The 22987-nt window shown below is 65.0% G+C and carries 13 protein-coding genes; 9 read left to right on the top strand and 4 right to left on the bottom strand.

Going from position 1 to position 22987, the window contains the following annotated elements; genetic code table 11:
- Positions 1-173 precede the first annotated feature (173 nt).
- The 4 genes from BBIA_RS08030 (at position 174) to araA (ending at position 5676) form a co-directional block, all read left to right on the top strand.
- Positions 174-1256, top strand: a complete 1083-nt coding sequence (locus BBIA_RS08030) for a LacI family DNA-binding transcriptional regulator (protein WP_152600591.1) — start codon at positions 174-176, stop codon at positions 1254-1256.
- Positions 1257-1612: 356 nt separating this feature from the next.
- Positions 1613-3256, top strand: coding sequence for a xylulokinase (locus BBIA_RS08025; RefSeq protein ID WP_033494541.1), 1644 nt, complete (start codon positions 1613-1615; stop codon positions 3254-3256).
- 168 nt (positions 3257-3424) lie between these two features.
- The gene (locus tag BBIA_RS08020; RefSeq protein WP_033494540.1) at positions 3425-4117 is read left to right on the top strand and encodes an L-ribulose-5-phosphate 4-epimerase; all 693 of its coding nucleotides are present in this window, start codon (positions 3425-3427) and stop codon (positions 4115-4117) included.
- A gap of 41 nt (positions 4118-4158) precedes the next feature.
- Complete coding sequence (araA, locus tag BBIA_RS08015) at positions 4159-5676, top strand: L-arabinose isomerase (protein ID WP_033494539.1); 1518 nt, start codon at positions 4159-4161, stop codon at positions 5674-5676.
- A 108-nt stretch (positions 5677-5784) separates the two neighbouring features.
- Here araA and BBIA_RS08010 read toward each other — a convergent pair whose 3' ends face one another.
- The 3 genes from BBIA_RS08010 to BBIA_RS08000 all read right to left on the bottom strand — a co-directional run bounded on the left by BBIA_RS08010 (position 5785) and on the right by BBIA_RS08000 (position 9341).
- Positions 5785-6609, bottom strand: coding sequence for a gamma-glutamyl-gamma-aminobutyrate hydrolase family protein (locus BBIA_RS08010; RefSeq protein WP_033494538.1), 825 nt, complete (start codon positions 6607-6609; stop codon positions 5785-5787).
- A gap of 136 nt (positions 6610-6745) precedes the next feature.
- The gene (locus BBIA_RS08005; protein WP_033494537.1) at positions 6746-8305 is read right to left on the bottom strand and encodes a sensor histidine kinase; all 1560 of its coding nucleotides are present in this window, start codon (positions 8303-8305) and stop codon (positions 6746-6748) included.
- Positions 8306-8510: 205 nt separating this feature from the next.
- On the bottom strand, positions 8511-9341 hold the full coding sequence (locus tag BBIA_RS08000) for a response regulator transcription factor (RefSeq protein ID WP_160268256.1): 831 nt from the start codon (positions 9339-9341) through the stop codon (positions 8511-8513).
- 275 nt (positions 9342-9616) lie between these two features.
- Here BBIA_RS08000 and BBIA_RS07995 point away from each other — a divergent pair, with 275 nt between their 5' ends.
- The gene (locus BBIA_RS07995; RefSeq protein WP_152600587.1) at positions 9617-10282 is read left to right on the top strand and encodes a hypothetical protein; all 666 of its coding nucleotides are present in this window, start codon (positions 9617-9619) and stop codon (positions 10280-10282) included.
- A gap of 157 nt (positions 10283-10439) precedes the next feature.
- Here the strand turns inward: BBIA_RS07995 and BBIA_RS07990 are convergent, their stop codons facing one another.
- Positions 10440-12260 carry an AMP-dependent synthetase/ligase gene (locus tag BBIA_RS07990; RefSeq protein ID WP_033494534.1) on the bottom strand — a complete coding sequence of 607 codons (1821 nt, stop codon included), beginning with the start codon at positions 12258-12260 and terminating at the stop codon, positions 10440-10442.
- A 497-nt stretch (positions 12261-12757) separates the two neighbouring features.
- Here BBIA_RS07990 and BBIA_RS07985 point away from each other — a divergent pair, with 497 nt between their 5' ends.
- The 4 genes from BBIA_RS07985 to BBIA_RS07970 all read left to right on the top strand — a co-directional run bounded on the left by BBIA_RS07985 (position 12758) and on the right by BBIA_RS07970 (position 22964).
- The gene (locus BBIA_RS07985) at positions 12758-14221 is read left to right on the top strand and encodes a glycoside-pentoside-hexuronide (GPH):cation symporter (RefSeq protein ID WP_081892168.1); all 1464 of its coding nucleotides are present in this window, start codon (positions 12758-12760) and stop codon (positions 14219-14221) included.
- 275 nt (positions 14222-14496) lie between these two features.
- Positions 14497-16071, top strand: coding sequence for a sugar porter family MFS transporter (locus BBIA_RS07980; RefSeq protein ID WP_081892180.1), 1575 nt, complete (start codon positions 14497-14499; stop codon positions 16069-16071).
- A 450-nt stretch (positions 16072-16521) separates the two neighbouring features.
- The gene (locus BBIA_RS07975) at positions 16522-20577 is read left to right on the top strand and encodes a thiol reductant ABC exporter subunit CydD/CydC (protein WP_033494533.1); all 4056 of its coding nucleotides are present in this window, start codon (positions 16522-16524) and stop codon (positions 20575-20577) included.
- 221 nt (positions 20578-20798) lie between these two features.
- Positions 20799-22964, top strand: a complete 2166-nt coding sequence (locus BBIA_RS07970; RefSeq protein WP_051923915.1) for a beta-galactosidase — start codon at positions 20799-20801, stop codon at positions 22962-22964.
- Positions 22965-22987: the final 23 nt, after the last annotated feature.

The following is a 22987-nucleotide window of genomic DNA, read 5'->3' as shown; positions in this document are numbered from 1 at the left end:
CGAGGTTCCTGTGCATGATCGGCGACATGAATTTCCGCAATGTACGGCGATTGTGAGCGTTCTCACCGTGTTGCGCTCGCGGACGCGGTAAGCTCGAAGACACCGATGCCGAGGCAGACATGCGGGGAGGTTTACGTATGGCAGGCAAGCGCGGGGCGGGCAAGCGCCCGTCGATGTTCGAAGTGGCCAAACTGGCGGGGGTCAGCCACCAGACCGTATCCAGGGTCATCAACAATTCACCCGACGTGTCGGACGCGACCCGGGCCAAGGTGCAGGCCGCGATCAAGCAGCTCGACTATCATCCCAGCAATTCCGCACGCGCGCTCGCGTCGCGCCGGTCGCGCACCATCGGCCTGATCGCCGGCGGACTGCGCTTCTTCGGCCCGATCTCGGCGATCACGTCGATCGAAACGCTCGCCCGGCAGCATGGCCTGTTCATGTCGGTGATGATGGTGCACAGCGCCTCGTGCACGCAGGCCGAATTCGAGGACCTGTGCGGCACGTTCAACGAGCAGAACGTCGACGCGTTCATCTTCTTGACCCCGACCGACACCATGTTCGAGGCGGCCTGCCGCACGCGGGTGAGCCAGCCGCGCGTGTTCGTCACGTCCACGCACGGCTCGCTGAGCGTGAGCGAAGGTCTGCGCCTGATCCGTTCGCACGATCACGGCAAGGTATCGATGGTCGGCATCGACCAGTGGGGTGCGATGGAGGAGGTCGTGCGTCTGCTCGGCGAGTACGGGCATCGCCGCGCGCTGTATTTCGCGGGCCCGTCCGAATGGCGCGACGCGGCGACGCGATTGGACGCGTGGGTGAAGCTATCGCGCGAGAAGGCGATCAGTTCGGTCACGGTCCGCTGCGACACGTGGGATTCGTCCGAAGCGTACGGCCGGATGAACCATCTGCTCGATTCGATCGGACGGTCCGGCGGCGTGCTGCCGACGGTCGTCGTCGCCGCGAACGACGCGATGGCGGTCGGCGTGGCGCGCGCGCTGCACGAGCATGGCGTGCGCATTCCGCAGGATGTGAGCCTGGTCGGATTCGACGACATGCCTGCGATGGACAACATGTATCCGCCGCTGACCACGGTGAAGCCCGATTTCGAACAGCTCGGCCGCGCGGCGATGCGTGAGGCGCTGCGATTGCTGGGGGAGGGCGAGGGCGTGGCCCTGCCCGAGTCTGCGCACGGCGTGGGGCTGATCCCGGCGTCGGTGATCAACCGCGCGTCGCTGGCACCGGCCGCGCCGCGCCGCTGAGGCAGCCGGTGATGACCGGGGGCGGCTGTACTGACGCTGGTACTGTGTCGGATCTTCGCTGTGGTGTTCTTATTGTTCTCGGCTCCCCTTGTCAGGGGAGCTGTCACGCAGTGACTGAGGGGTAGTCAGAACCCATCACATTAAGTCTGACAAAGTGCTAGGCCGATCGAGCCGACCGGCCGGGGTGAAGTCGGTCATAAGGTCGGCTGATATCCCGCTATCAATTCGAGACACGTCGAGCTTGTGCTCATCCACTGACCTCGCTACAATGAAACCGTTGATGTGAGCGCTAACAGTTCTCCGAAGGAGTAGATGCGGCGCTTGGGAACTTCAGGCAAGAATAAGGAGTCCGCACTATGGCAGCAACCGTGAGCGACACCGAGCAGATCGCCGGCATCGCCGAAAAGATCCGTGCCGGCAAGACCGCGCTGGGCATCGAATTCGGATCCACCCGCATCAAGGCCGTGCTGATCGACGACACGTATTCCACCATCGCCTCCGGCGACTACAGCTGGGCCAGCCACCTCGAAGACGGCCTGTGGAGCTACTCGGTCGACGAAATCTGGAAGGGTCTGCAGTCCGCCTACGCCGCCATGGCCAACGACGTGCACACCGCCTACGGCGAAAAGCTCACCAAGATCGGCCACATCGGCTTCTCCGCCATGATGCACGGCTATCTCGCCTTCGACAAGGACGGCGAACTGCTCGTGCCGTTCCGCACTTGGCAGAACACCAACACGCACGAAGCCCACGAGAAGCTCTCCGAGCTGTTCCAGTACAACATCCCCGAACGTTGGTCCATCGCGCACCTCTACCAGTGCGTGCTTAACAAGGAAGAGCACGTCTCCAAGGTCGCCTACTTCACCACGCTGGCCGGATACGTGCACTGGAAGCTCACCGGCGAAAAGGTGCTCGGCATCGGCGACGCCTCCGGCATGTTCCCGATCGACCCGACCACCCACACCTACGAACAGGCGTTCATCGAGAAGTTCGATGCGCTGCCCGAGGTCGCGGCCCAGCCGTGGAAGCTCGAAAACCTGCTGCCGACCCCGCTCGTCGCGGGCACTCCGGCCGGCAAGCTCACCGAGGCCGGCGCGCTGCTGCTCGACCCGACCGGCACCCTCAAGCCGGGCATCGTCCTCGCTCCGCCGGAAGGCGACGCGGGCACCGGCATGGTCGCCACCAACTCTGTGCGCGTGCGCACAGGCAACGTCTCCGCCGGCACCTCCATCTTCGCGATGGTCGTGCTCGAGCACAAGCTCAAGGCCCTGCATCCGGAAGTCGACCTCGTCACCACGCCGGCCGGCGACCTCGCGGGCATGAGCCACGCCAACAACTTCACCTCCGACCTCAACGCGTGGGTCGGTCTGTTCGGCCAGTTCGCGGCCGCGATCGGCCAGCCGGTCGACGCCGGCACGCTGTACGGCACGCTATTCCGCACCGCTATCTCCGACGACGCGGACGCCGACTGCGGCGGCCTGATCAACTACCCGTTCCGCTCCGGCGAATTCCTCGCCGGCCTCGAGGAGGGCCGCCCGCTCTTCGTGCGCAACCCCGAAGCCCGCATGAGCCTCGCGAACTTCATGCGCGCCCAGCTGTTCAGCGCGTTCAGCCCGGTCAAGATCGGCATGGATGTGATGACCAAGGACGAGCACGTCGAAATCGACTCCCTCGTCGGCCACGGCGGCATCTTCACCACCCCGAAGGTCGCGCAGAAGATCCTCGCCGCCGCGTTCGACACCCCGATCAAGGTCATGACCACCGCAGCCGAAGGCGGCGCCTGGGGCATGGCCGTGCTCGCCGACTACCTGTGGAACACCAACGAGGACCACACCAACCTCGCCGACTACCTCGACGGCCGCGTGTTCAAGGACGCGCAGTCCACCACCGAAACGCCGGACTCGTCCGACGTGGCCGGCTTCGAGCGCTTCTTCGAGCGCTTCGGCAAGGGCCTGCCCATCGAGAAGGCCGCCATCGCCGCGGTGCCGCTCGAAGGCTGAAACCGAATCGCGCTGCGCGCGATACTGCGCTGGCAGGCGGTCTTCGACCGCGACGCTCCCTCAGTCAGCCTGCGGCTGACAGCTCCCTCAGCCGAGGGAGCCGGGGCTCCGCCAGCTTCATGAACTTAACCAACATCAATAATCTGTTGTAACGAAAGGAAAACCATCATGGCAACTCTGGCTGATTACGGTCCGGAAGTCCGCGCCGAAGTCAAGCAGGTGCGCGAGGTCGTCGCCACCCTGCACGAGCAGCTCATCAAGTGGAACCTCGTCGTGTGGACCGCGGGCAACGTCTCCCAGCGCCTGCACACCGCCGACCTCATGGTCATCAAGCCGTCCGGTGTGCGCTACGAATACCTGACCCCGGGCTCCATGGTCGTGTGCGACCTCGACGGCAACGTCGTCGACGGCACCGAAGCCCCGTCCTCCGACACCGCGTCCCACGCGTACATCTACCGCCACATGCCGAACGTCTACGGCGTCGTGCACACGCACTCCACCTACGCGACCGCGTGGGCGGCCACCGGCCAGAACATCCCGTGCGGCCTGACCATGATGGGCGACGAGTTCGGCGGCCCGGTGCCGGTCGGCCCGTTCCGCCTCATCGGCTCCGAGGCCATCGGCGAGGGCGTCGTCGAAACGCTCAAGAAGTACCCGAAGTCCCCGGCCGTCCTCATGCAGAACCACGGCCCGTTCACCATCGGCAAGGACGCTGAGGCCGCCGTCAAGGCCGCCGCCATGACCGAGGAAGTCGCGCACACCATGTGGGCCGCCAAGCAGCTCGGCGACATCATCGAGATCCCGCAGGCCGACATCGACAAGCTGAACGACCGCTACCAGAACGTCTACGGCCAGCACTGAGCAAACAAATTTTTCACAACGAAGTAACAAAGGAGCCAATCATGGCAATGGAAAACCCCTTTGAGGGCAAGGAAATCTGGTTCGGCGTCGGCTCGCAGGACCTGTACGGCGAGGAAGCCCTTCGCCAGGTCGCCGCGCACTCCGCGGAAATGGTCGACTACCTGAACAAGACCGGCAAGATCCCGGCCAAGATCGTCCTCAAGCCGACCCTGAAGTCCTCCGACGGCGTCAAGCAGTTCATGGTCGAGGCCTCCGCCAACCCGAACGTCATCGGCGTCATCGCCTGGTGCCACACCTTCTCCCCGGCCAAGATGTGGATCCGCGGCCTCGAAGTGCTGACCAAGCCGCTGCTGCAGCTGGCCACCCAGCACCACAAGGAGATCCCGTGGGAGACCATCGACATGGACTTCATGAACCTGAACCAGGCCGCCCACGGCGACCGTGAGTTCGGTTACATCGTCTCCCGCCTCGGCATCCCGCGCAAGATCGTCGTCGGCCACTACACCGACCCGGAGGTCGCCGAGAAGGTCGGCACCTGGGCTCGCGCCTGCGCCGGCTGGGACGCCTCCAACAACATGAAGGTCATGCGTTGGGGCGACAACATGCGCAACGTCGCCGTCACCGAAGGCGACAAGACCGAAGCTGAGCGCGTGTTCGGCGCCTCCATCAACACCTGGGCCGTCAACGAGCTCGTTGCCGCGTACGACGCCGTCAAGGACGATCAGGTCAAGGAGATCATCGAGGACTACAAGGCCAAGTACGACGTCGACCCGGCCCTGCTGGATGCCAAGTACGACTCCCTGTTCATCGCCGCCAAGGAAGAGGCCGCGATGGTCAACATGATGCGCGCCAACGGCTGCACCGCCGGCGTCGACAACTTCGAGGACCTCGGCGCCCTGCCGCAGCTGCCGGGCGTCGGCCCGCAGCGCTTCCCGTCCGAGTACGGCTGGGGCTTCTCCGCCGAAGGCGACTGGAAGACCGCCGTGCTGGTCCGCATCGGCGCCGTGATGGGCTACGGCCTTGACGGTGGCGCCTCCCTCATGGAGGACTACTCCTACAACTTCACCGAGGGCAATGAGCTCGACATGGGCTCCCACATGCTCGAGGTCTCCCCGGCCATCGGCACCATCGCCAAGCCGAAGCTGGAGATCCACCCGCTCGGCATCGGCGGCAAGGCCGACCCGGTGCGTCTGGTCTTCTCCGGCAAGCCGAAGAAGGACGCCGTTGTGGTCTCCATGGCCGACGAGCGCGAGCGCTTCCGCCTGCTCATGGACGTGGTCGACGTCGTCGAGCCGCAGGGCTCCCTCAAGGAGCTGCCGTGCGCCCGCGCCGTCTGGAAGCCGCAGCCGTCCCTGAAGACCGCCGTCCAGTGCTGGATCACCGCCGGCGGCTCGCACCACACCTGCATGACTACCTCCGTCGGCCGTGAGGCTTGGGAGGACTTCGCCCGCATCGCCGGCGTGGAGCTCGCCGTCATTGACAAGGACACCACCGCCCGCCAGTTCGAGAAGGAACTGCAGCTGTCTGAGATGTACCACCGTCTCAACAACCAGCACTGATCACGATCGCTTGATCTCTGATCGGTAACCGATAGTCGAAAGGCCGTCCGACATTATGCCGGACGGCCTTTCGACGTCGTGGGGGCAGTCTTGCGGGAGAAAGTTGGGTTACCGGGACCGAGCTGCGGCGACGAACGTGTTGAAGATGGCTTGGGAACGCGGATCCACGCGGTACAGGAATTCTGGATGCCATTGCACGGCCCACAGGAATCGGCTGTCTGGCCGCCACAGCGCCTCGACTATCCCGTCCGGCGCCGTGGCCATCACGCGCAGGCCCGGAGCCAGCTCGCGCACGGCCTGATGGTGATAGCTATTGACAGCGATCTCCCGTTGGCCTGCGAACAGCTCCGCCAACGGTGTGCCGGGCACCAGCTCCACGTGGTGCCCAAACGAGTCGTACGGCGGCTTCATGTGATGCTCCACCTCGCTGGGATGCTCGGTGGGCAGATCCTGCCACAGCGTGCCACCCAAATACTTGTTGATGAACTGAATGCCGCGGCAAATGCCCAGAATCGGCTTGTTCAGCCGCATTGCGGCCGGCAAGAGCAGCGATTCCATCCGGTCCCGTTCCGGGCTCAATGCCTCATTGCGGCCGGTATCGTCCGGAAGACTCGCCGAACCGTCTCGTCCCAAGTTCGGTTCCGTGTCAGGCTTGTTTCCAGCATCCGGTTTGTTCTCCGGTCCAACGTCCGGTTCAACACCGGATTGCACATCCGATCCGACGTTCGGCCCCACATCCGGTCCGCCTGTGAACAGGAACGCGTCGAACCGCTCCGCACACTGCTCCACCGCGTCCGCGTCATCGGTCAATGGCAGCATCACCGGAGTGCCGCCGGCGCGCAGCACCGCATCCATGTATCCGGGCAGCATCCACAAACTGTCCCGCCCATAGTCCATCAGTGGCGTCACGGCGACGAGCGATCGATCGGTCATCGTAAACCCCCATTCCAATTGTCAACAGGCCGCAGTCCAATTCGCGGCGATACCGTCACTTTAACGAACCGGTGCAACCGCTGGTCTGGTATTTTCCCGATCGTGATCGAGGCTTATGGCTCATAGATAATGGCGTTCAGGCCATCGGCAGTTTGAGCAACGTGGTCCACGCGGAGCCGTCGCATCCGACGGTGAATTCGCCGCCGAGCGACATGGCCGTATGGCGGCAACGTTCGAGACCGGTGCCGCCGCTGAAGATGCCGACGGTCGAGTCTGGGACGTCATGATTGTTAGCGACCGGTCCGACCGGTGACCCGATGCCTGAGCCGATGTCCGTGGCTGTGCCCTGTGGTGCGTGTGGTGCACTGTCCGGTCCGGCATGCGTGCCGATACCGCCGGCGTCGACCGGCCGGAGGATCCCGTTGGACGCGGACAGCGTGACCAGTCCGGGCGCGAGCGTGACCGCGATGCAGTAGCCGGCTGCCGGATCGGCATATTTCATCATGTTGCCGACGATTTCGTGCAGGATGTCGAGCAGCGCGGCCTTGCGTTCGGCGGTGCACGAGCAGCTCGGGACGCCGCCGATGATGGTTTCGCCGGCTAATCCGTGTGCGTGCAGCCGTTCGTCGTACGTTGCTGCGATCGATTGCAGTTCGTTTGTACCGAGCGTGGTGAGCGGATGATGTTCGGTGAATGCGTGCCCGATTGACGTCCTGTGCAGCGCAGTGCCGACGCGTTTGCCGTCCGGTTTGCCTGGGCCGGTCGGATTGTTAGGGTCGACTGGTTCGGCTGGATTGACCGGCTTGTCCGGACTGGCCGGAGCTGACGAGAGGGCCGCGGTACGATCGTCGACCCGGTCCAGTCCGGCGATGAGCGTGCGCACCTTGGCGAGAGAATCCTGCGCGGTTCGTTCGATGATCGCCGCGGTGTCCGCTCGATCGCCGATGTCGGCGCCGGCATTGACGTCAACATCGGCCCCGGCATCGGTCCCGGCATTCCCGTTCCCGTGAACGGATCCCTGCCGGCCCCCGTCGGCCCCGTCGCCGCCAGGCGTCCGTTCTCCGCCGTCTCCGCCATCCCGTGTCGCTGGTTCCGTCCACAGCTGCCGCGCAAGCAGCAGAATCGTCGTCAGGTCGTTGGCGACCGAATGATGCAGCTGTTCGGCGAGCCGCTGATCCGCGACGCGACGTAGCAGCGCGGCACGTTCCAGCTCGTCGGCCTCCTGCCGCTCCCTCCAGCTCATCATCGAGCCGAGCCACAGCGCGACCATCAGAAACGCGGCCGTGGCGCATACGATCGCAAACACCGACGAATCCCACGGATACAACCATATGCGCGCCGCCGTGGCGGCCTCCGCGGCGATCGCCGCCGCCAGCGCCATCGCGATGCCCAAATACGTCATGATCGTGACGGCGACCAGCAGGCAGAACAGTATTGACAGCGGCGTCGTCTGCGGCGTGACGCATCGCGCCGCCCACAGCGCGATGATCGCCCAGCCGCCGACGCGCGGCAGCAGCGACATCAGCAGACAACCGACGACGGACAACAACGTGAACAGCACCGTCGCGTCTCCGCCCTCGCCGGTCCCGCGCAAATACAGGGTTTCGATCACCACCGGAATCGACGCGCACGCCAACAGCACGCGGGTCCGCCAATCCCATAGCAGTTGTTGGTCAATGCGTTGTCTGAACATCATCGCGCTTTCCGTTGGTCGTTGGTTGTGGGTTACGTTTTCTGCACTATGTTTCGCGCCGTGTTTTCTGCTGATCCATGCCGCGTCGGCGTTTCGTCGCCGGTAATGCGGTGCCGGCGACGCGCTGTTGGCGATACGCCGGAGACCGTGTGCTGACCACTTCGTGCCCGAGCCGCGGTGCGACGAGCGTGACGCCGGCGAATCTGCCTCACATCCGCAGATACCGCCGGCACAGGGCGACCGCCTCGTCGCGGTCGCGCGCGTGCAGCTTCCCGCGCACGCGCGCGACCTGCGAGAAGATCGTGCCTTTGCTGATGCCGAGCGCGGCGGCGATGTCGTCGGTCGACCGTCCGTCCGCATACATGCGCATGATGGCGGATTGTTGTGCGGACAATGCAAACGATCGCTCCGGTTGCGCCCGCGACGCGTCCATGCAACCGGAACGGATGGGCGGTCCGGACGGACCGGCTGGACTGACTGGATCGACCGGCCCGTCCGGCTCATCCGAACGAACGACGTCGGCAGGGGAGCTTGAGACCGGCGCGGCCGGTGAGCCAGCCTGCCGCGCGTCGGCGGGAAGTCCGACAGGCGCATCGGGCCGTCGGCATGCGCACGCTGCGCGAACGGCGTCGGCGATCGCCGAAACATCGTCCTTACTGAGCACGGCGGCGGCCCCTGCGGCGACGGCCGCATCGTAATAGACGGCCGGATCGTAGGCGGTCACGCCGATCATCGGCAGCGCCGGCGCCCACCGGCGCACCGCACGGCACACGTCGACTCCGGTCATGTCGGACAGTGCCATGTCGACCAGCAGCACGTCCGGGCGGTCTTGGGCTCGGATGCAGCGTTGGATCGCGCTCGCGCCGAGCTGCGCCGTCCACGTCACCGCGCATCCGTCGCGGGTCAGCAGCGACGACAACGCCATCAGCGCCATGCGATCGTTGTCCACTATCGCGATCGAAACCGGTTTGCGCCGCCCATGCTGTTCCATGCGGTCCAGTCTAAGCGCGCGCGACACGGCGGCGGCAACCCATGTCATGCACCGCATGTCGCGTCATGGCGCGGGACAATGGAACCATCGTAGCGTGGCAGTATCGGCGATATCCGACCGATCGGCAGCCGTTCCGACATACGGCCTGATCGAAGGAGGTCATCATGAACCCCACGTCGATGAGCAACGGGAGGCGGTATATTATCTTTCCATCCGCGACAAGCGGTAGCGGCGAGTTGCAGCGTGATGATCTGCGACGCAACGAGCCGCATGCCCGAAGGGTCGCATCGGAGCCCGGCCGCGGCAGCTCAACCGGCCGGCCGATGTGGTGGTGGCTGCTTGTTGCATTCCTCGCGTTCGCGGTGATCGTCACCGGCGTGTTCGTCTGGCAGCGGGCCACGCGCGTCACTGCGCAGCGGATCTACGACGAGCTCGTCGCGTTCGAACCTGACATCGCCAAGGATCAGCTGATCGCGCGCGGCTACGCGTACGGCGGACGCGCCGACTACGGCTGGCGGACGGTTGACGACGACGAGTTCCCGACCTACAACGGTCCCGACGAGGCGCCGATCGACGCGTTTATGAACGACGTGCGTGCCGGGCGCGAATCCGTGCTGCGACTGGTCGTCGACGGTGTCGGCCCCTCCCGGAACGCCGGTACCGACACGGCCTCGGACGGCGTATCGGTGCGCATCCTGTGGTTCGACCCGACCGCCGACGCCGACTGGGCCGACAAGGATGATCCCCGTCAGCCGGCCACCATTCATCACGATGGCCAAGGGCAGATCCGCGAATGGTGGTGGCGCGACGGCGAGATCGTCGTCTCCGACAAGCGGTTCTCGCGGGCCATTCAACGGGATGACGGGTACGCGTACAAAACCTACGTGCTCAGGCATCAGCCTGCGATCCCGTCCGACCCCGACTCGACCAGCACCGTCATCGTCGCGTACGACGAAAACCTCTATTCGCTCGGTTCCGGTTCCGACTGACCATGAGTCCTGGTTCCGGAACGTGGCTGAAACCGGCCGATAAAAGGGTCATACATGACCGATTTCAGCCGCGGCATGGAACGGATGAAACGCAAGCGGCGTCAGAGGACCGTGACTCACGGTCTCCTGACGCCGCATACGTTTCGGTGCAATCGGCTCAGCGTTTGCCGGCGTAGATCTGCTGGTCGATCACGTCGGCGAAGACGCGGTTCACGGCCGGCCGCACGACCTTCAAACTCGGCGTCAGGCACTTGTTGTCCTGCGTGAAACGGTCGGCCAGCACCACGAACTTGCGCACCGACTCGGCGCGCGACACGGTCGCATTGGCGCGATCCACATACCGCTGGATCTCGTCGTGCACGTCCGGCAGCTGCGCCGCGTCCGTGATCGGCAGATCGGCTGCGAATCCGTGCGCCGGCAGCCATGCGGCAAGCCCGTCCGGGTCGAGCGTCACGAGCGCGCCGATGAACGGCCGCTGGTCGCCCACCACCACCGCATGTTCGACGATCGGGCACTTGACGATCTCCTGCTCGAGCGGGATCGGCGACACGTTCTTGCCGCCGGCCGTGATGATGATGTCCTTCTTGCGTCCGGTGATCGTCACGCGGCCCTCGTCGTCGATCGACGCGAGATCGCCCGTGCGCAGCCAACCGTCCGACGTGAACGCCTCCGCGGTCTTCTCCGGCAGGTTGTGGTAGCCGCGGAACACGTTCGCGCCGCGCACCTGCAGTTCGCCGTCGTCCGCGATGCGCACCGACGAGCCGGGCGCGGGCTGACCGACCGTGCCGATCACGTTGTCGTCCACGCGCGTCACGGTGAACGGGGCGGCCGTTTCGGTCATGCCGTAGCCCTGGATCATCGGCAGGCCGATGCCGTTGTAGAAGTGCGCGAGATCCGGGTCGAGCGGTGCGCCGCCGCACGCGACGAACCGGATGCGCGGGCCGAGCGCGCCGCGGATCGTACGGTAGACGAGCGCCTCGTACGTCGCCCGTTCGGCGATCGCCTTGGCTGAATGCGGCGTGCCGGCCTGTTCGTCGCGCGACCACTGACGCGCCGCGGCCACGGCCTTGGCGAACAGGCGGCCCTTGAGGCCCATGCCGGCCTTCTGCGAGGCCGCGTTGTACACCTTCTCGAACACGCGCGGCACGCCGAGTAGGTACGTCGGCTGGAACGAGCGCAGATCCGGCAACAGCGAACGCGTGTCCGGCAGGTAGCCGACCACGCCGTCGTCGGAGCCGATCGAGCAGTACTGGATGTAGCGCGCGAAGCAGTGCGCGAGCGGCAGGAACAGCAGCAGTCGGGGATGCCCGTCGCAGATCATCTCCGACAGGCACTCGTAGCCCGCGCGCACGATCGACAGGAAGTTGCGGTGCGTGAGCTCCGCGCCCTTCGGCGCGCCGGTCGAACCGGACGTGTACACGATCGTCGCCAGATCGTCGGCGCGCACCGACGCGATGCGTTCGTCGAGCTCCTCGTCGGAGACGGTGACGCCGAAGCCCTGCAGCGCGCCGAGCGCGTTGCCGTCCATCATCAGGATCTGCTGCAGGGCAGGGCAATGGTCCTTGACCGAGTCGAGACGGTCGAAGCGCTCGCGGTCGTCGGCGATGGCGAGTTTGACGGCGGAGTCGTTGAGGATGCGTTCGGCCTGTGCGGCGGAGTCGGTGTCGTAGATCGGCACGTTCACTGCGCCGATCGCGGCGAGCGCGAAGTCGAGCACGCCCCACTCGTAGCGGGTGGCGGAGAACAGGGTGACCGCGTCGCCTTTCTTGATGCCGAAGGCGATGAGGCCCTTGGCGGCGGCGAGGACGAGTTTGTGGAATTCGCCGGTGGTGATGTCGTCCCAGCGGCCCGGGCCGAGCTTGCGCGAGGCGATGACGGTGTCTTCGCCGGTGCGTTCGATGCGTTCGGTGAGGAGCGAGTAGAGGGTTTCGTCGTCGCGTACGACGATCGAGCCGGGGGTGGTGTATTCGGTGCGCATGATGTGCCGTGTTCCGTTTCCGCGACCGGTTGCGGCCGGTCGCTGCTGGTGCTGTGCTGGTGTGCTGTGTGCCGTGCTGCGTCGTGCTGTGTGCCGTGTCGTGTGCGATGGGCAATCGTGATGCGCGATGAATGATGCGCGTCGCGTGACCTCGCCGTGCGGGATGACGCGCAGCTGACGTTTGCTTCTGTTCTGTCAATTAACTTACGATGCCGTAGGTTATGTCGCGTTGTATGCCGTCACGAATTCCGGGCTGCGCGTTTGTATGCGGCCACAAACGACATGCGGATTGGACGGATTGAGCGGATGTTGTCCAGCCGTGTTCGACTCATGCGATGGTCGTGTTCACGTCTGTTCAGGGCTGTTCCTTTGCATGTGTGATGTTGAGCGATACAATGTGAAGAAATGGTGAAGTTGTGATCGCTCACATATTAACTTGAATCGAGTCAGCGTAAACCATACTTGGCTGTTAGCGTTCATATAGAGAGAGGTACACCATGTCTGCTGCCGCCACGGAACGGTTGGCGAAAACTTCCGCCGCCAAATCACATGAAACGAAAGCCAAGGCGGACGCCGATTTCAACGGCGTCCTGCCGCTCAAGGAGAAGGTCTCCTACCTGAGCACCGATATGGCGGGCAACCTGCTGTATTCCTCGCTCGGCACCTACATCATGTTCTTCTACACCGACGTGTTCGGCATCACCGCCGCGGCCGCCGGCTGGATCCTGCTCATCGCCCGCATCGGCGACTGCATCTCCGCCCCGGTCTGGGGTTCTATCGTCGACCACACCAAGACCAAGTGGGGCCAATCCCGCCCGTTCTTCCTGTGGATGGCCGTGCCGTTCGCGCTCACCGTCTTCCTTGCGTTCACCGCGCCCGACCTGCCGCCGATGGGCAAGGTCGTCTACGCCACCATCACGTACATCCTCGCCGCCGGCCTCGTCTACACCGGCATCCAGACGCCGATCACCGCGATCCTGTCCAACCTGACGCCCGACCCGGCCGAGCGCGTCAAGGCCAACACGTTCCGTCTCTCCGGCGGCCTGTTCGGCACATTCATCACCGCCGTGTGCACCATCCCACTGGTCAACTGGGCCGGCAAGGCGCTCACCGGCCAGACCAACCAGAAGGTCGGCTTCATGTTCACCTTCGCGGTGTACGGCGTGATCGCCGTGGCCCTGCTGTGGTTCGCGTTCCGCAACATTCGCGAGCACAACTACGATCCGAAGACCCAGAACCCGCTGCCGTTTAAGGAAAGCCTGCACGCCATCAAGGGCAACTGGCCGTGGATCACGCTCATCGTCGCGTTCGTCATCTTCTGGATCGCGCAGGAGGACCGCATGTCCGTGGCCGTGTACTACGCGAAGTACAACCTGAACAACGAGAACCTCGCCACCGTGCTCAACGGCATGCAGATCCTCGGCCTCGTCACCACCTTCCTCATCCCGGTCATCTCCAAGCGCCTCGGCAAAGCCGGCAAGACCGACACCATGATCCTCGGCATGGTCATGGCCATCATCGGCCAGCTGCTCCTGCTCACCGCGTCCAACAGCTTCGCCCTGTTCGTCGTCTTCTGGGCGATCTCCATCCTCGGCGCGGCCATGGCGCTCGCCATGCCGTTCGCGATGCTCGCCGACACCGTCGACTACGGCGAATGGAAGAACGGCATCCGCGCGGCCGGCCTGCTGTCCGCAGTCGGCGCATCGTTCTGCATCCAGTTCGGCTCCGGACTCGGCAACCTGATCCCGTCCAAGATCATGGCCGCCGCCGGCTACGTCGCCAACCAGCAGCAGAGCGCCCAGGCGCTCGACGCGATCAAGTTCTGCTTCATCTGGCTGCCGATCATCGTGTACGCGATCTGCATCTTCATCATGCTCTTCTATCGCAAGTTCGAGAAGAACGAGCCGGCCATCCGCGCCGAGCTGGCCAAGCGCCGCGCCATCGCGGACGCCGCCGCCTGACCCGATCGCGTTCGTCACGTTCACCCGCAAGGCATCCTCAAACGCAGCCGCCCGCGTACCCCGCAACAAAGGTCCGCGGGCGGCTGCGTTTTTTGCGATTGAGCCGAGTTGAATCGTGTGGGAAATGGACTAATATATGCTTCTGCTTGTGATTGTGAGCGTTCACGACGTGTGACAGGCGACAATGAAGCCCGACCATCGCAACAGCATGAGAGAAAGAACATGCCGCCCGTTTCCATATGCGGCGCGGCATCAAGGTGAATGAGGTTTCCACCATGGGCAATCCCAGTGATTCCATCGCGCTCGGATCGGACGAGCGCAACCAACGCGGCTCCGGCCGCTACATCGTCGGCCTCGCGCTGAGCGCCGGCCTCGCCGGTCTGCTGTACGGCTACGACACCGTCTCCATCTCCGGCGCCATCGACTTCCTGCAGACCAAGTACTCCCTGAGCCCCGCGCTGCAGGGCATGGTCATCTCGTCGATCATGATCGGCGGCGTGATCGGCGCCGGCTTCTCCGGCTTCCTGTCCGACCGCTACGGTCGCCGCAAGCTGCTCATGTTCGGCGCGGCGTTTTTCTTCGTCGCCGCACTGTGGTCCGCCTTCACGTTCAGCCCGTTCACGCTGATCCTCGCCCGCATCATCGGCGGCGTCGGCATCGGCCTGGCCGCGGCGCTCGCCGTTACGTACATCACCGAGTCCGCGCCGACCAACATCCGCGGCGCGCTCACCAGCGCGTACCAGCTGCTCACCATCTCCGGCATCTTCCTGACCAACGTCATCAACTACTTCATCGCGTCCTCCGGCTCGCACGACTGGGGCGTGAACATCGGCTGGCGCTGGATGCTCGGCATCGGTGCCATCCCCGCCGCGATCTTCTTCGCCGCGCTGTGGTTCAGCCCCGAATCTCCGCGATTCCTCGTGCAGGCCGGCAAGGTCGAAGAGGGCTTCAAGGTGCTCGAACGCATCAACGGCACCGAAAAGGCGCGCCACGACGTCGAGGAGATCCAAAACCAGATCGCCGAGGAGAAGAAGGCCAACGCCCAGTTCTCCGACCTGTTCAAGCCGGGCCTGCGCAAGGCGCTGCTCATCGGCATCTTCCTCGCCATCTTCAACCAGGCCATCGGCATGAACGCCATCAGCTACTATGGTCCGGTCATGTTCAAGGACATGGGCTTCGGCGGCAACACCGAATTCCTCGCGTCCTCCTGCGTGGGCGGCATCGAGCTCGTGTTCACCGTCGTCGGCATGTACCTGATCGACACCGCCGGCCGCAAGAAGCTCATGGCCGTCGGCTCGGGCCTGATGGTGCTGTTCGCGCTCGGCATCAGCTTCGCGTACGCGAACAACTACCAGCTGCTCATGCTCATCTTCGTGATGTGCTTCACCTCCGCGTTCGCGTTCTCGATGGGCCCGATCCCGTGGATCATGATCCCGGAGCTGTTCCCGACCTACCTGCGCGGCCGCGCCACCGGCATCTGCACCGTGTTCCTGTGGGCCACGAACTGGGCGATCGGCCAGTTCACGCCGGTCATGATCAGCTCGATCGGCGGCATGGGCACGTTCCTCGTGTTCGCCGGCACCAACCTGCTGTGCTTCCTTGGCGTGGTCACGTTCGTGCCCGAAACCAAGGACAAGACGCTCGAGGAGATCGCCGAACTGTGGAAGCCGAAGTCCGAGCAGTCCAACGCGCAGCTTGAGGTGGTGCGCGCCACCGCCGACCTGCGTCAGGCCGAGTCCGACATCAAGGCTGCTGAGGCCGAACTGGCCCGCGCCCGCCGCGCCAAGGAGCGCGCGATCGCGACCAAGGCCGCGGCCGAAGCGCTCGTCGCCGCGCAAAAGCAGCACTGACCCGCTTTTCCGGTTTTCGGAAAGGATATCTGCGAGTTGTAGGTCCCTCGATCCGCGTGCAGACGAATCAAGGTCAATGGCGGCAGCCGAAATCGGCCATTTCTTGGTATGGCCGATTTGATGTGGATGCCGGGAAATCCCACAAGGGACCTACAACTCGCAGATATGCGATCCGCATGGCCATCACATTGCCTGTGACGTGGTCTTGGTCACTCGGTCACTCGTCCGATCCGACGTCGTTTCGCTGCCACGGTGCGGGCCGTAATCCTCGAACGGGATCGTCCCTTGTCTCCCCAGGCCTCCGCTGGGCGCGAACGTTCGCGGCGACCTTAATGACACCCCTAGCGAAACCCAACGCCGATTGTTAGTGTGGACACGGTGATTTTCGCGGCGCGGTACGGCCGCTCGGACGCACGGGTTCGCCGTGCACGACAGATGTTGAGGTGGGGAATGTTCGACAAGCGGCTGTTTGCGCTCGCTGACGGCATCGGCCGGCTCGTCGCCGGCAAAGTGGCGCTGATGTGGCTGGGACTGCTCGCCAACGTCGCGTTCGTGGCGACGCTGGTCATGATGTTGGGCGATCTGCTGTGGTGGTTCGATCCGATGGCCGCGCACGGCACGTTCGGTGGGGCTGCGTTCGGCGGGGCTGCGTTTGCTGCCCGGCTGCCGTGGTATCTGCTTGCGCTCGCGCTGATCGCGGTCGTGCGGTATCTAACCACGCGCGGTGCGACCAAACTCGGCTTCGAGGCCGCTGAGCGCGTCAAACTGTCGCTGCGCGAAAAGCTCTACCGCAAGATGCTGGCGCTCGGCCCCTCCTACGGGTCGCGCGTCAAAACCGCCGACGTGGTCCAATCCGCCGGCGAGGGCGTCGAGCAGATCCAAAGCTTCTTCGAACTGTTCCTGCCACAGCTGTTCTACTCGGTGCTCGCGCCGCTTACCCTGTTCGCGGTGCTGCTGCCCGTCAATCTGCCGGCCGCCGTCACGCTGCTCGTGTGCGCGCCGCTGATCGTGGTGATCGTGGGGCTCGTGGCCATGCGCGCGGCCCGCGTGTTCAAGAAATACTGGGGCAAGTACACCGACATGGGTGCCGCGTTCCTTGACAACCTGCAGGGCCTCGAAACGCTCAAGATCTTCGACGCCGACGAACGCGCCGCCCGCGACATGGACCGCAAGGCGGAGGAATTCCGCGTGATGACTATGAACGTGCTGCAGATCCAGCTGCGCTCGCTCACTGCGATGGACACCGTCGCCTACGGTGGCGCCGCGGCCGGCATCGGCGTCGCGGTCTGGCAGCTGGCGACCGGCTCGCTCGGCCTGCCCGGCGCGATCATGATCGTATTGCTGTCCGCTGACTTCTTCATTCCGCTGCGTCAGCTCGGCTCGTTCTTCCACGTCGCGATGAACGGCATGACGTCCACCAAGCGCATCTTCGCGCTGCTCGACGCGCCTGAGCCGCGGCACGGTTCTGCAACGCTTGCCGACGATGCCGGGGCGCCGGTCGTCACGTTCGAACGGGTCGGCTTCGCGTACGGGAACGACGATTCCGCTGCCGATTCCGACGCCGGCACCGTGGTGCAATCATCTGTGAAACCTTCCGTGAAACATTCAGGCTCGGCTGGTGAAGCCGTCGATGCACCTGCCGACGCGTCCGATTCATCCTGGGTGCCGCATCCGGCGCTTGTCGACGCGACGTTCATGGCCAATCCCGGTCAGGTGACCGCCATCGTTGGCGTGTCCGGTTCGGGCAAGTCCACTGCGGCCGCGCTGCTCGCCGGCACCACCGTCGGCTACACCGGTTCGATCGCGCTGTTCGACTACGCCGGACGCCACGAAGTCCGCGATCTAACCGACGAGTCGCTCATGCGCGCGGTCACCGTCGTCGGCGCGCGCAGCCACCTGTTCGCCGGCACGCTGCGCGACAATCTCGCGATGGCGTATCGCACCGCGCATGACGCTGCAGACGGTTCCGCGGCGGACGGTTCGGCCGATCCCGAGGCGGAAGCTACGATGTGGGACGCGCTGCGCCGCGCCCGCATCGACGACTTCGTCCGCGTGCACGGCGGACTCGACATGACGATCGAACCGGACGCGGCGAACCTGTCCGGCGGCCAGCGCCAGCGCATCGCGATCGCTCGTGCGCTGCTGCACGACAGTCCCGTCATGGTGTTCGACGAGGCGACCAGCAGCGTCGACGTCGAAAGCGAATCGCTGATTCTCGCGTCGATCCGCGAACTGGCGAACGAGGGCAAAACCGTCATCATGATCACGCATCGCATGGCGAACGCGGCCGACGCGGATGCGATCGTCGTGCTCGACCACGGCCGCGTCGTCGAATCCGGTAGCCACGTGCGCCTGCTCGCCGCCAACGGCACGTACGCGCGGCTGTTCCGCACGCAGCAGACCGTCGAACAGGTCGGGCGGCGCGACGGGGCGGTCGATTCGGACGCGGACCGCGCCAAGGCATCCACGGCGGGCAAGCCGAACGTCCATGCCACAGGGCAGCGGGCTGGTGCCAAGGTGAACGCGACGAACAAAAATCGTCGCCGTGCCGGTACGGCAGACAAGGCCGGTAATTCCGCCGTCATCGTCGCCACCGCCGCGGCCGGAACTATTACGGGCGCCAACGGGACCGCCGACAACGCCGAGGCAGTCGCGTCCTCGACAGCCCGCCCGTACCGTCTCATCCCGCGCCTGCTGCGCGAGGCCGCGCCGCTGTCGCGCTTCATGGTTCTCGCCTGCGTGTGCGGCACGCTCGGTCACCTCGCGGCCACGTTCCTGCCGGTCTTCGGCGCCATGGCGCTGTTTGCCGTCGCCGGACACCCGGTCTGGGGTATGGGCGTCGCGCCGTCCGTTGTCGCCATGGCCGTGTGCGCGTTGGTGCGAGGGCTCATGCGCTACGCCGAACAGTTCATGAACCACAACGTCGCCTTCCGCCTGCTCGCCCTGTTCCGCGCGAAGGCGTTCGCGGCGCTGCGCCGGCTCGCCCCCGCCAAGCTCGACGGCAAGGGCAAGGGCGATCTGATCGCGCTTATCACCACCGACGTGGAAATGCTCGAGATCTTCTTCGCGCACACCATCTCCCCGGTCGTGATCGCACTGTCCACCAGCGTGGTGTACGCGATCGCCCTGCTGCTGCTCGACCCGTGGGCCGCGCTGCTACTTGTCGCGGCGCACTTGGCGGTCGGCGTGCTGCTGCCGTGGCTGTTCTCGCGCAGCGTGCGCGGCATCGGCGACGGACTGCGCAAAGCCTCCTCCGAGCTTGACAATCAGGTGCTCGACGGCATGCGCGGCATCGGCGAAATCATCCGATTCGGCGCGGGAGAGCAGCGCGTGGCCGACATCGTGACCCGCACGCGCGACCTGTGGGCGCGCCGCGCGAAGCTCAGCCGCATCAACGGCCATTACGCAGGCGTCGGCGGCGTGCTGGTTCTCGTCTTCACTGCCGTGGCCGCATTGCTGGCGGTCGCCGTTGCAGCCGGCATGTTCGGCTCCGCCGGTGTCGCCGGGACGACCGGTGCGCTGCCGGGCGCGCCGAAGCTGATCGTCGCCGTCGTGCTGATCGCCAGCTCGTTCGGACCGACGCTCGCGCTCGCCGCACTGCCCGCGAACCTGACGAACACGTTCGCCGCCGCGCGTCGACTGTTCTCGCTGATGGACGAGGCTCCGGCCGTCGTTGAAAACGGTGCCGATCGGCCCGCATATGACGGCATGACGCTCGACCGTGTCACATTCGCGTATCCGACGGTCGCGTCCGGCAAGGTTGCGTCTGACGTTGTGCCGGTACTCGTCGACGTGTCACTCGACGTGCCGCGCTCCGGCATCCTCGGCATTCAAGGCCCGTCCGGCCGTGGCAAATCCACTATGCTCAAACTGCTCATGCGCTACTGGGATCCCCAGTCCGGGCGCGTCACGCTCTCCGGCGAACCGCTGCCGAACATCGATGCGCATCACCGCCGGCGCATCCAAACCATGATGAGCCAGGAAACAGCCCTGTTCGACGGCACCATCCGCGACAACCTGCTCATCGCCCTGCCCGACAGACAATCAGGCATGCCGAGTGCAGCAGCTGCTTCTGCGACCGCATCGCCCGCCGATGACGTGCGTCACGCGGCATCGAATGCGTCGACGGCCGGCGGTTCGGCCGTCATGTCGGACGGTGCAGGTGGTGCGTCCGGCTCCGTCGACGACCTGCTGCGCGAGGCGTGCCGCAAGGCGTCCGTGCTCGACCTGATTGACTCGCTGCCCGATGGGCTCGACACGCCGGTCGGCGAACTCGGCGACCGCTTGTCGGAAGGTGAACGCCAGCGCATCGGACTGGCCCGCATCTTCCTGCGGCAAGCCGATCTCGTGCTGTTTGACGAGCCGACGAGCCGGCTCGACGCGCTCAACGAGGCCGTGATCCTCCAGTCGATCAACGCGCTCGCCGGAGAACGGGACGCTGCCATCGTGCTCGTCTCGCACCGTGGATCCGCCATGCGCATCGCCGATCGGGTCGTCGCGGCCTGATAATTAGGTCATCCAGCCGTTCGTTGTGCGGGCATATGGTCGTTTCGATGCGTAGAAACGACCGTATGTCCGCAGTCTCGTACTGATCCCGCTGTGACCTGACTATGTTGGCCGACTTTGTCGATATGCTGCTGTGTCATAGTCGTTGCAAGTGGTACACTGGTGTACCAGCAATGTATGCAAGCAACCAAGGACGGCGACACGACATGACGACCACGACCATGAACGCAGCTCCGAGCACGGTCTCGGGCTTGATTCCAACCCCGGCCGCGACCACGCGCAGACCCTTCCGTTGGCCCGCACTGCTGACGCAGAATGGCCAGGGCATTGCTTTTGGTGGCGACTACAACCCGGACCAGTGGCCGGACGACATAGTGGACGACGACATTCGCCTCATGAAGCAAGCGTGCGTCAACACCGTGGCGCTTGCGATTTTTAGCTGGGACCGCATCGAACCCGTCGAAGGCGAATTCGACTTCACCTGGCTCGACCGGGTGATCGACAGGCTCGGCGAGGCGGGCATCGCCGTCGATCTCGCCTCCGCGACGGCCACTGCGCCGCTGTGGCTGTACGAGCGGCATCCCGAAGTGCTGCCGCGCGACCAATACGGCCACGTCGTCAACGCCGGATCCCGTCAGTCGTGGCAGCCCACCAGCCCGGTGTTCAAGCAATACGCGCTTACCCTGTGCCGCAAGCTCGCCGAACACTACAAGGACAATCCGACCGTCACCGCATGGCATCTGGGCAACGAATACGGCTGGAACAACCGCAACGACTATTCGGACAACGCCCTTGCCGCCTTCCGCCGCTGGTGCGAAGCCAAATACGGCACGATCGACGCGCTCAACAAGGCATGGGGCACCGATTTCTGGGGGCAGCGCGCCAACGGATTCGACGAAGTGCTCATTCCTCGGCACATGGGCGCCGACTCGATGGTCAATCCCGTGCAAAACCTCGACTTCACACGCTTCGGCAACGACATGCTGCTCGACTTCTACAAGGCCGAACGCGACGCGATCGCCGCAATCTGCTCCGGCAAGCCGTTCACCACGAACTTCATGGTCTCCACCGACCAATGCTCGATGGACTATGCGCGTTGGGCCGAGGAAGTTGACTTCGTCTCCAACGACCATTACTTCCACGAAGGAGAATCGCACCTCGATGAACTCGTATGCTCCGACGCGCTCATGGATGCGTTCGCGCTCGGCAAGCCGTGGTATGTGATGGAACATTCCACGTCCGCCGTGCAGTGGAAGCCGCTCAATGCACGCAAACGCAACGGCGAGCTCCTGCGCGACTCGCTCGCCCACGTCGCGATGGGCGCCGACGCGATCAACTTTTTCCAATGGCGGCAGTCCGCTTCCGGTGCCGAAGCGTTCCATTCCGCGATGGTGCCGCACGCGGGCGAGGACAGCAAGGTGTACCGCGGCGTGTGCGAGCTCGGCGCGGCGCTGCGCACCCTGTCCGACGCGGGCGTGCAGAGCACCGAACTGCGTCGTTCGCGCACGGCGATCCTGTTCCATGCCGAATCCGAATGGGCCACGGGCAGCCAGACCCTGCCGAGCATGAAGCTCAGCCACTGGCACGACGTGCGCGACTGGTACCGTGCGTACTTGGACGCGGGGGAGCGCGCCGACGTGGTGCCGCTCGCCTATGACTGGAATGCGTATGACACGATCGTGCTGCCGACCGTCATCATGCTGTCCGACGCCGACGCGCGTCGCGTCGCGCGGTTCGTCGAGTCCGGCGGACGCGTGGTCGTCGGCTATGCGACTGGACTGGTCGACGACGATTTCCGCGTCGGTCTCGGCGGCTACCCGGGTGCGGGCGACGGCCTGCTGCGCGAGATGCTCGGTGTGCGGAGCGAGGAGTTCAACATCCTCGGTTCCGAGGCGGCCGGCGAGCCGGAGTCGATCGAACTCACGAACGGCATGACGACGCGCCTGTGGCAGAACGACGTGACGTCCGTCGCAGCGGACGCTACCGTGGTCGCCATGTACGCCGGCCCGGCCGCCGCCGACTGGGAGCTCGACGGCACGCCCGCGATCGTGCGGCACCCGTACGGCAAGGGCGAAGCCGTGTATATCGGCTGCGACCTGAACCGCGAGGATATCACGCGACTGCTGACGGAACAGGGACTGGTCACGAACGACAATGACGCGGACACGGCCGCCGCAACCGATCCGCGCATCATCCACACCGTGCGCGAATCCGACACGCTCCGCTTCGACTTCTACATGAACCGCAGCCGCGACACGATCACCGTACCGAACGTCATCGGCGAGCCGGTGCTGGATCATCGGACGAGCGCGCTCGCGGACGGCGAGTCCGGCACGTACGTCATCGACCGCAATGGCATACTGGTCACCAGAACCAGCCGCAAGTAGGCTGCAGCGCAAACCGAGGGGAG

Origin of the sequence: Bifidobacterium biavatii DSM 23969, assembly GCF_000741165.1 — a bacterium.
GTDB classification, from domain to species: domain Bacteria; phylum Actinomycetota; class Actinomycetes; order Actinomycetales; family Bifidobacteriaceae; genus Bifidobacterium; species Bifidobacterium biavatii.
Note: the sequence above shows the minus strand (reverse complement) of the source record. Positions and strands in the feature narration are given on the sequence as shown.

Coding starts and splice junctions, on each gene's coding strand:
- BBIA_RS08030 (WP_152600591.1), top strand. CDS start 174: ATGTTCGAAGTGGCCAAACTGGCGGGGGTCAGCCACCAGACCGTATCC.
- BBIA_RS08025 (WP_033494541.1), top strand. CDS start 1,613: ATGGCAGCAACCGTGAGCGACACCGAGCAGATCGCCGGCATCGCCGAA.
- BBIA_RS08020 (WP_033494540.1), top strand. CDS start 3,425: ATGGCAACTCTGGCTGATTACGGTCCGGAAGTCCGCGCCGAAGTCAAG.
- araA (WP_033494539.1), top strand. CDS start 4,159: ATGGCAATGGAAAACCCCTTTGAGGGCAAGGAAATCTGGTTCGGCGTC.
- BBIA_RS08010 (WP_033494538.1), bottom strand. CDS start 6,609: ATGACCGATCGATCGCTCGTCGCCGTGACGCCACTGATGGACTATGGG.
- BBIA_RS08005 (WP_033494537.1), bottom strand. CDS start 8,305: ATGATGTTCAGACAACGCATTGACCAACAACTGCTATGGGATTGGCGG.
- BBIA_RS08000 (WP_160268256.1), bottom strand. CDS start 9,341: ATGACATGGGTTGCCGCCGCCGTGTCGCGCGCGCTTAGACTGGACCGC.
- BBIA_RS07995 (WP_152600587.1), top strand. CDS start 9,617: ATGTGGTGGTGGCTGCTTGTTGCATTCCTCGCGTTCGCGGTGATCGTC.
- BBIA_RS07990 (WP_033494534.1), bottom strand. CDS start 12,260: ATGCGCACCGAATACACCACCCCCGGCTCGATCGTCGTACGCGACGAC.
- BBIA_RS07985 (WP_081892168.1), top strand. CDS start 12,758: ATGTCTGCTGCCGCCACGGAACGGTTGGCGAAAACTTCCGCCGCCAAA.
- BBIA_RS07980 (WP_081892180.1), top strand. CDS start 14,497: ATGGGCAATCCCAGTGATTCCATCGCGCTCGGATCGGACGAGCGCAAC.
- BBIA_RS07975 (WP_033494533.1), top strand. CDS start 16,522: ATGTTCGACAAGCGGCTGTTTGCGCTCGCTGACGGCATCGGCCGGCTC.
- BBIA_RS07970 (WP_051923915.1), top strand. CDS start 20,799: ATGAACGCAGCTCCGAGCACGGTCTCGGGCTTGATTCCAACCCCGGCC.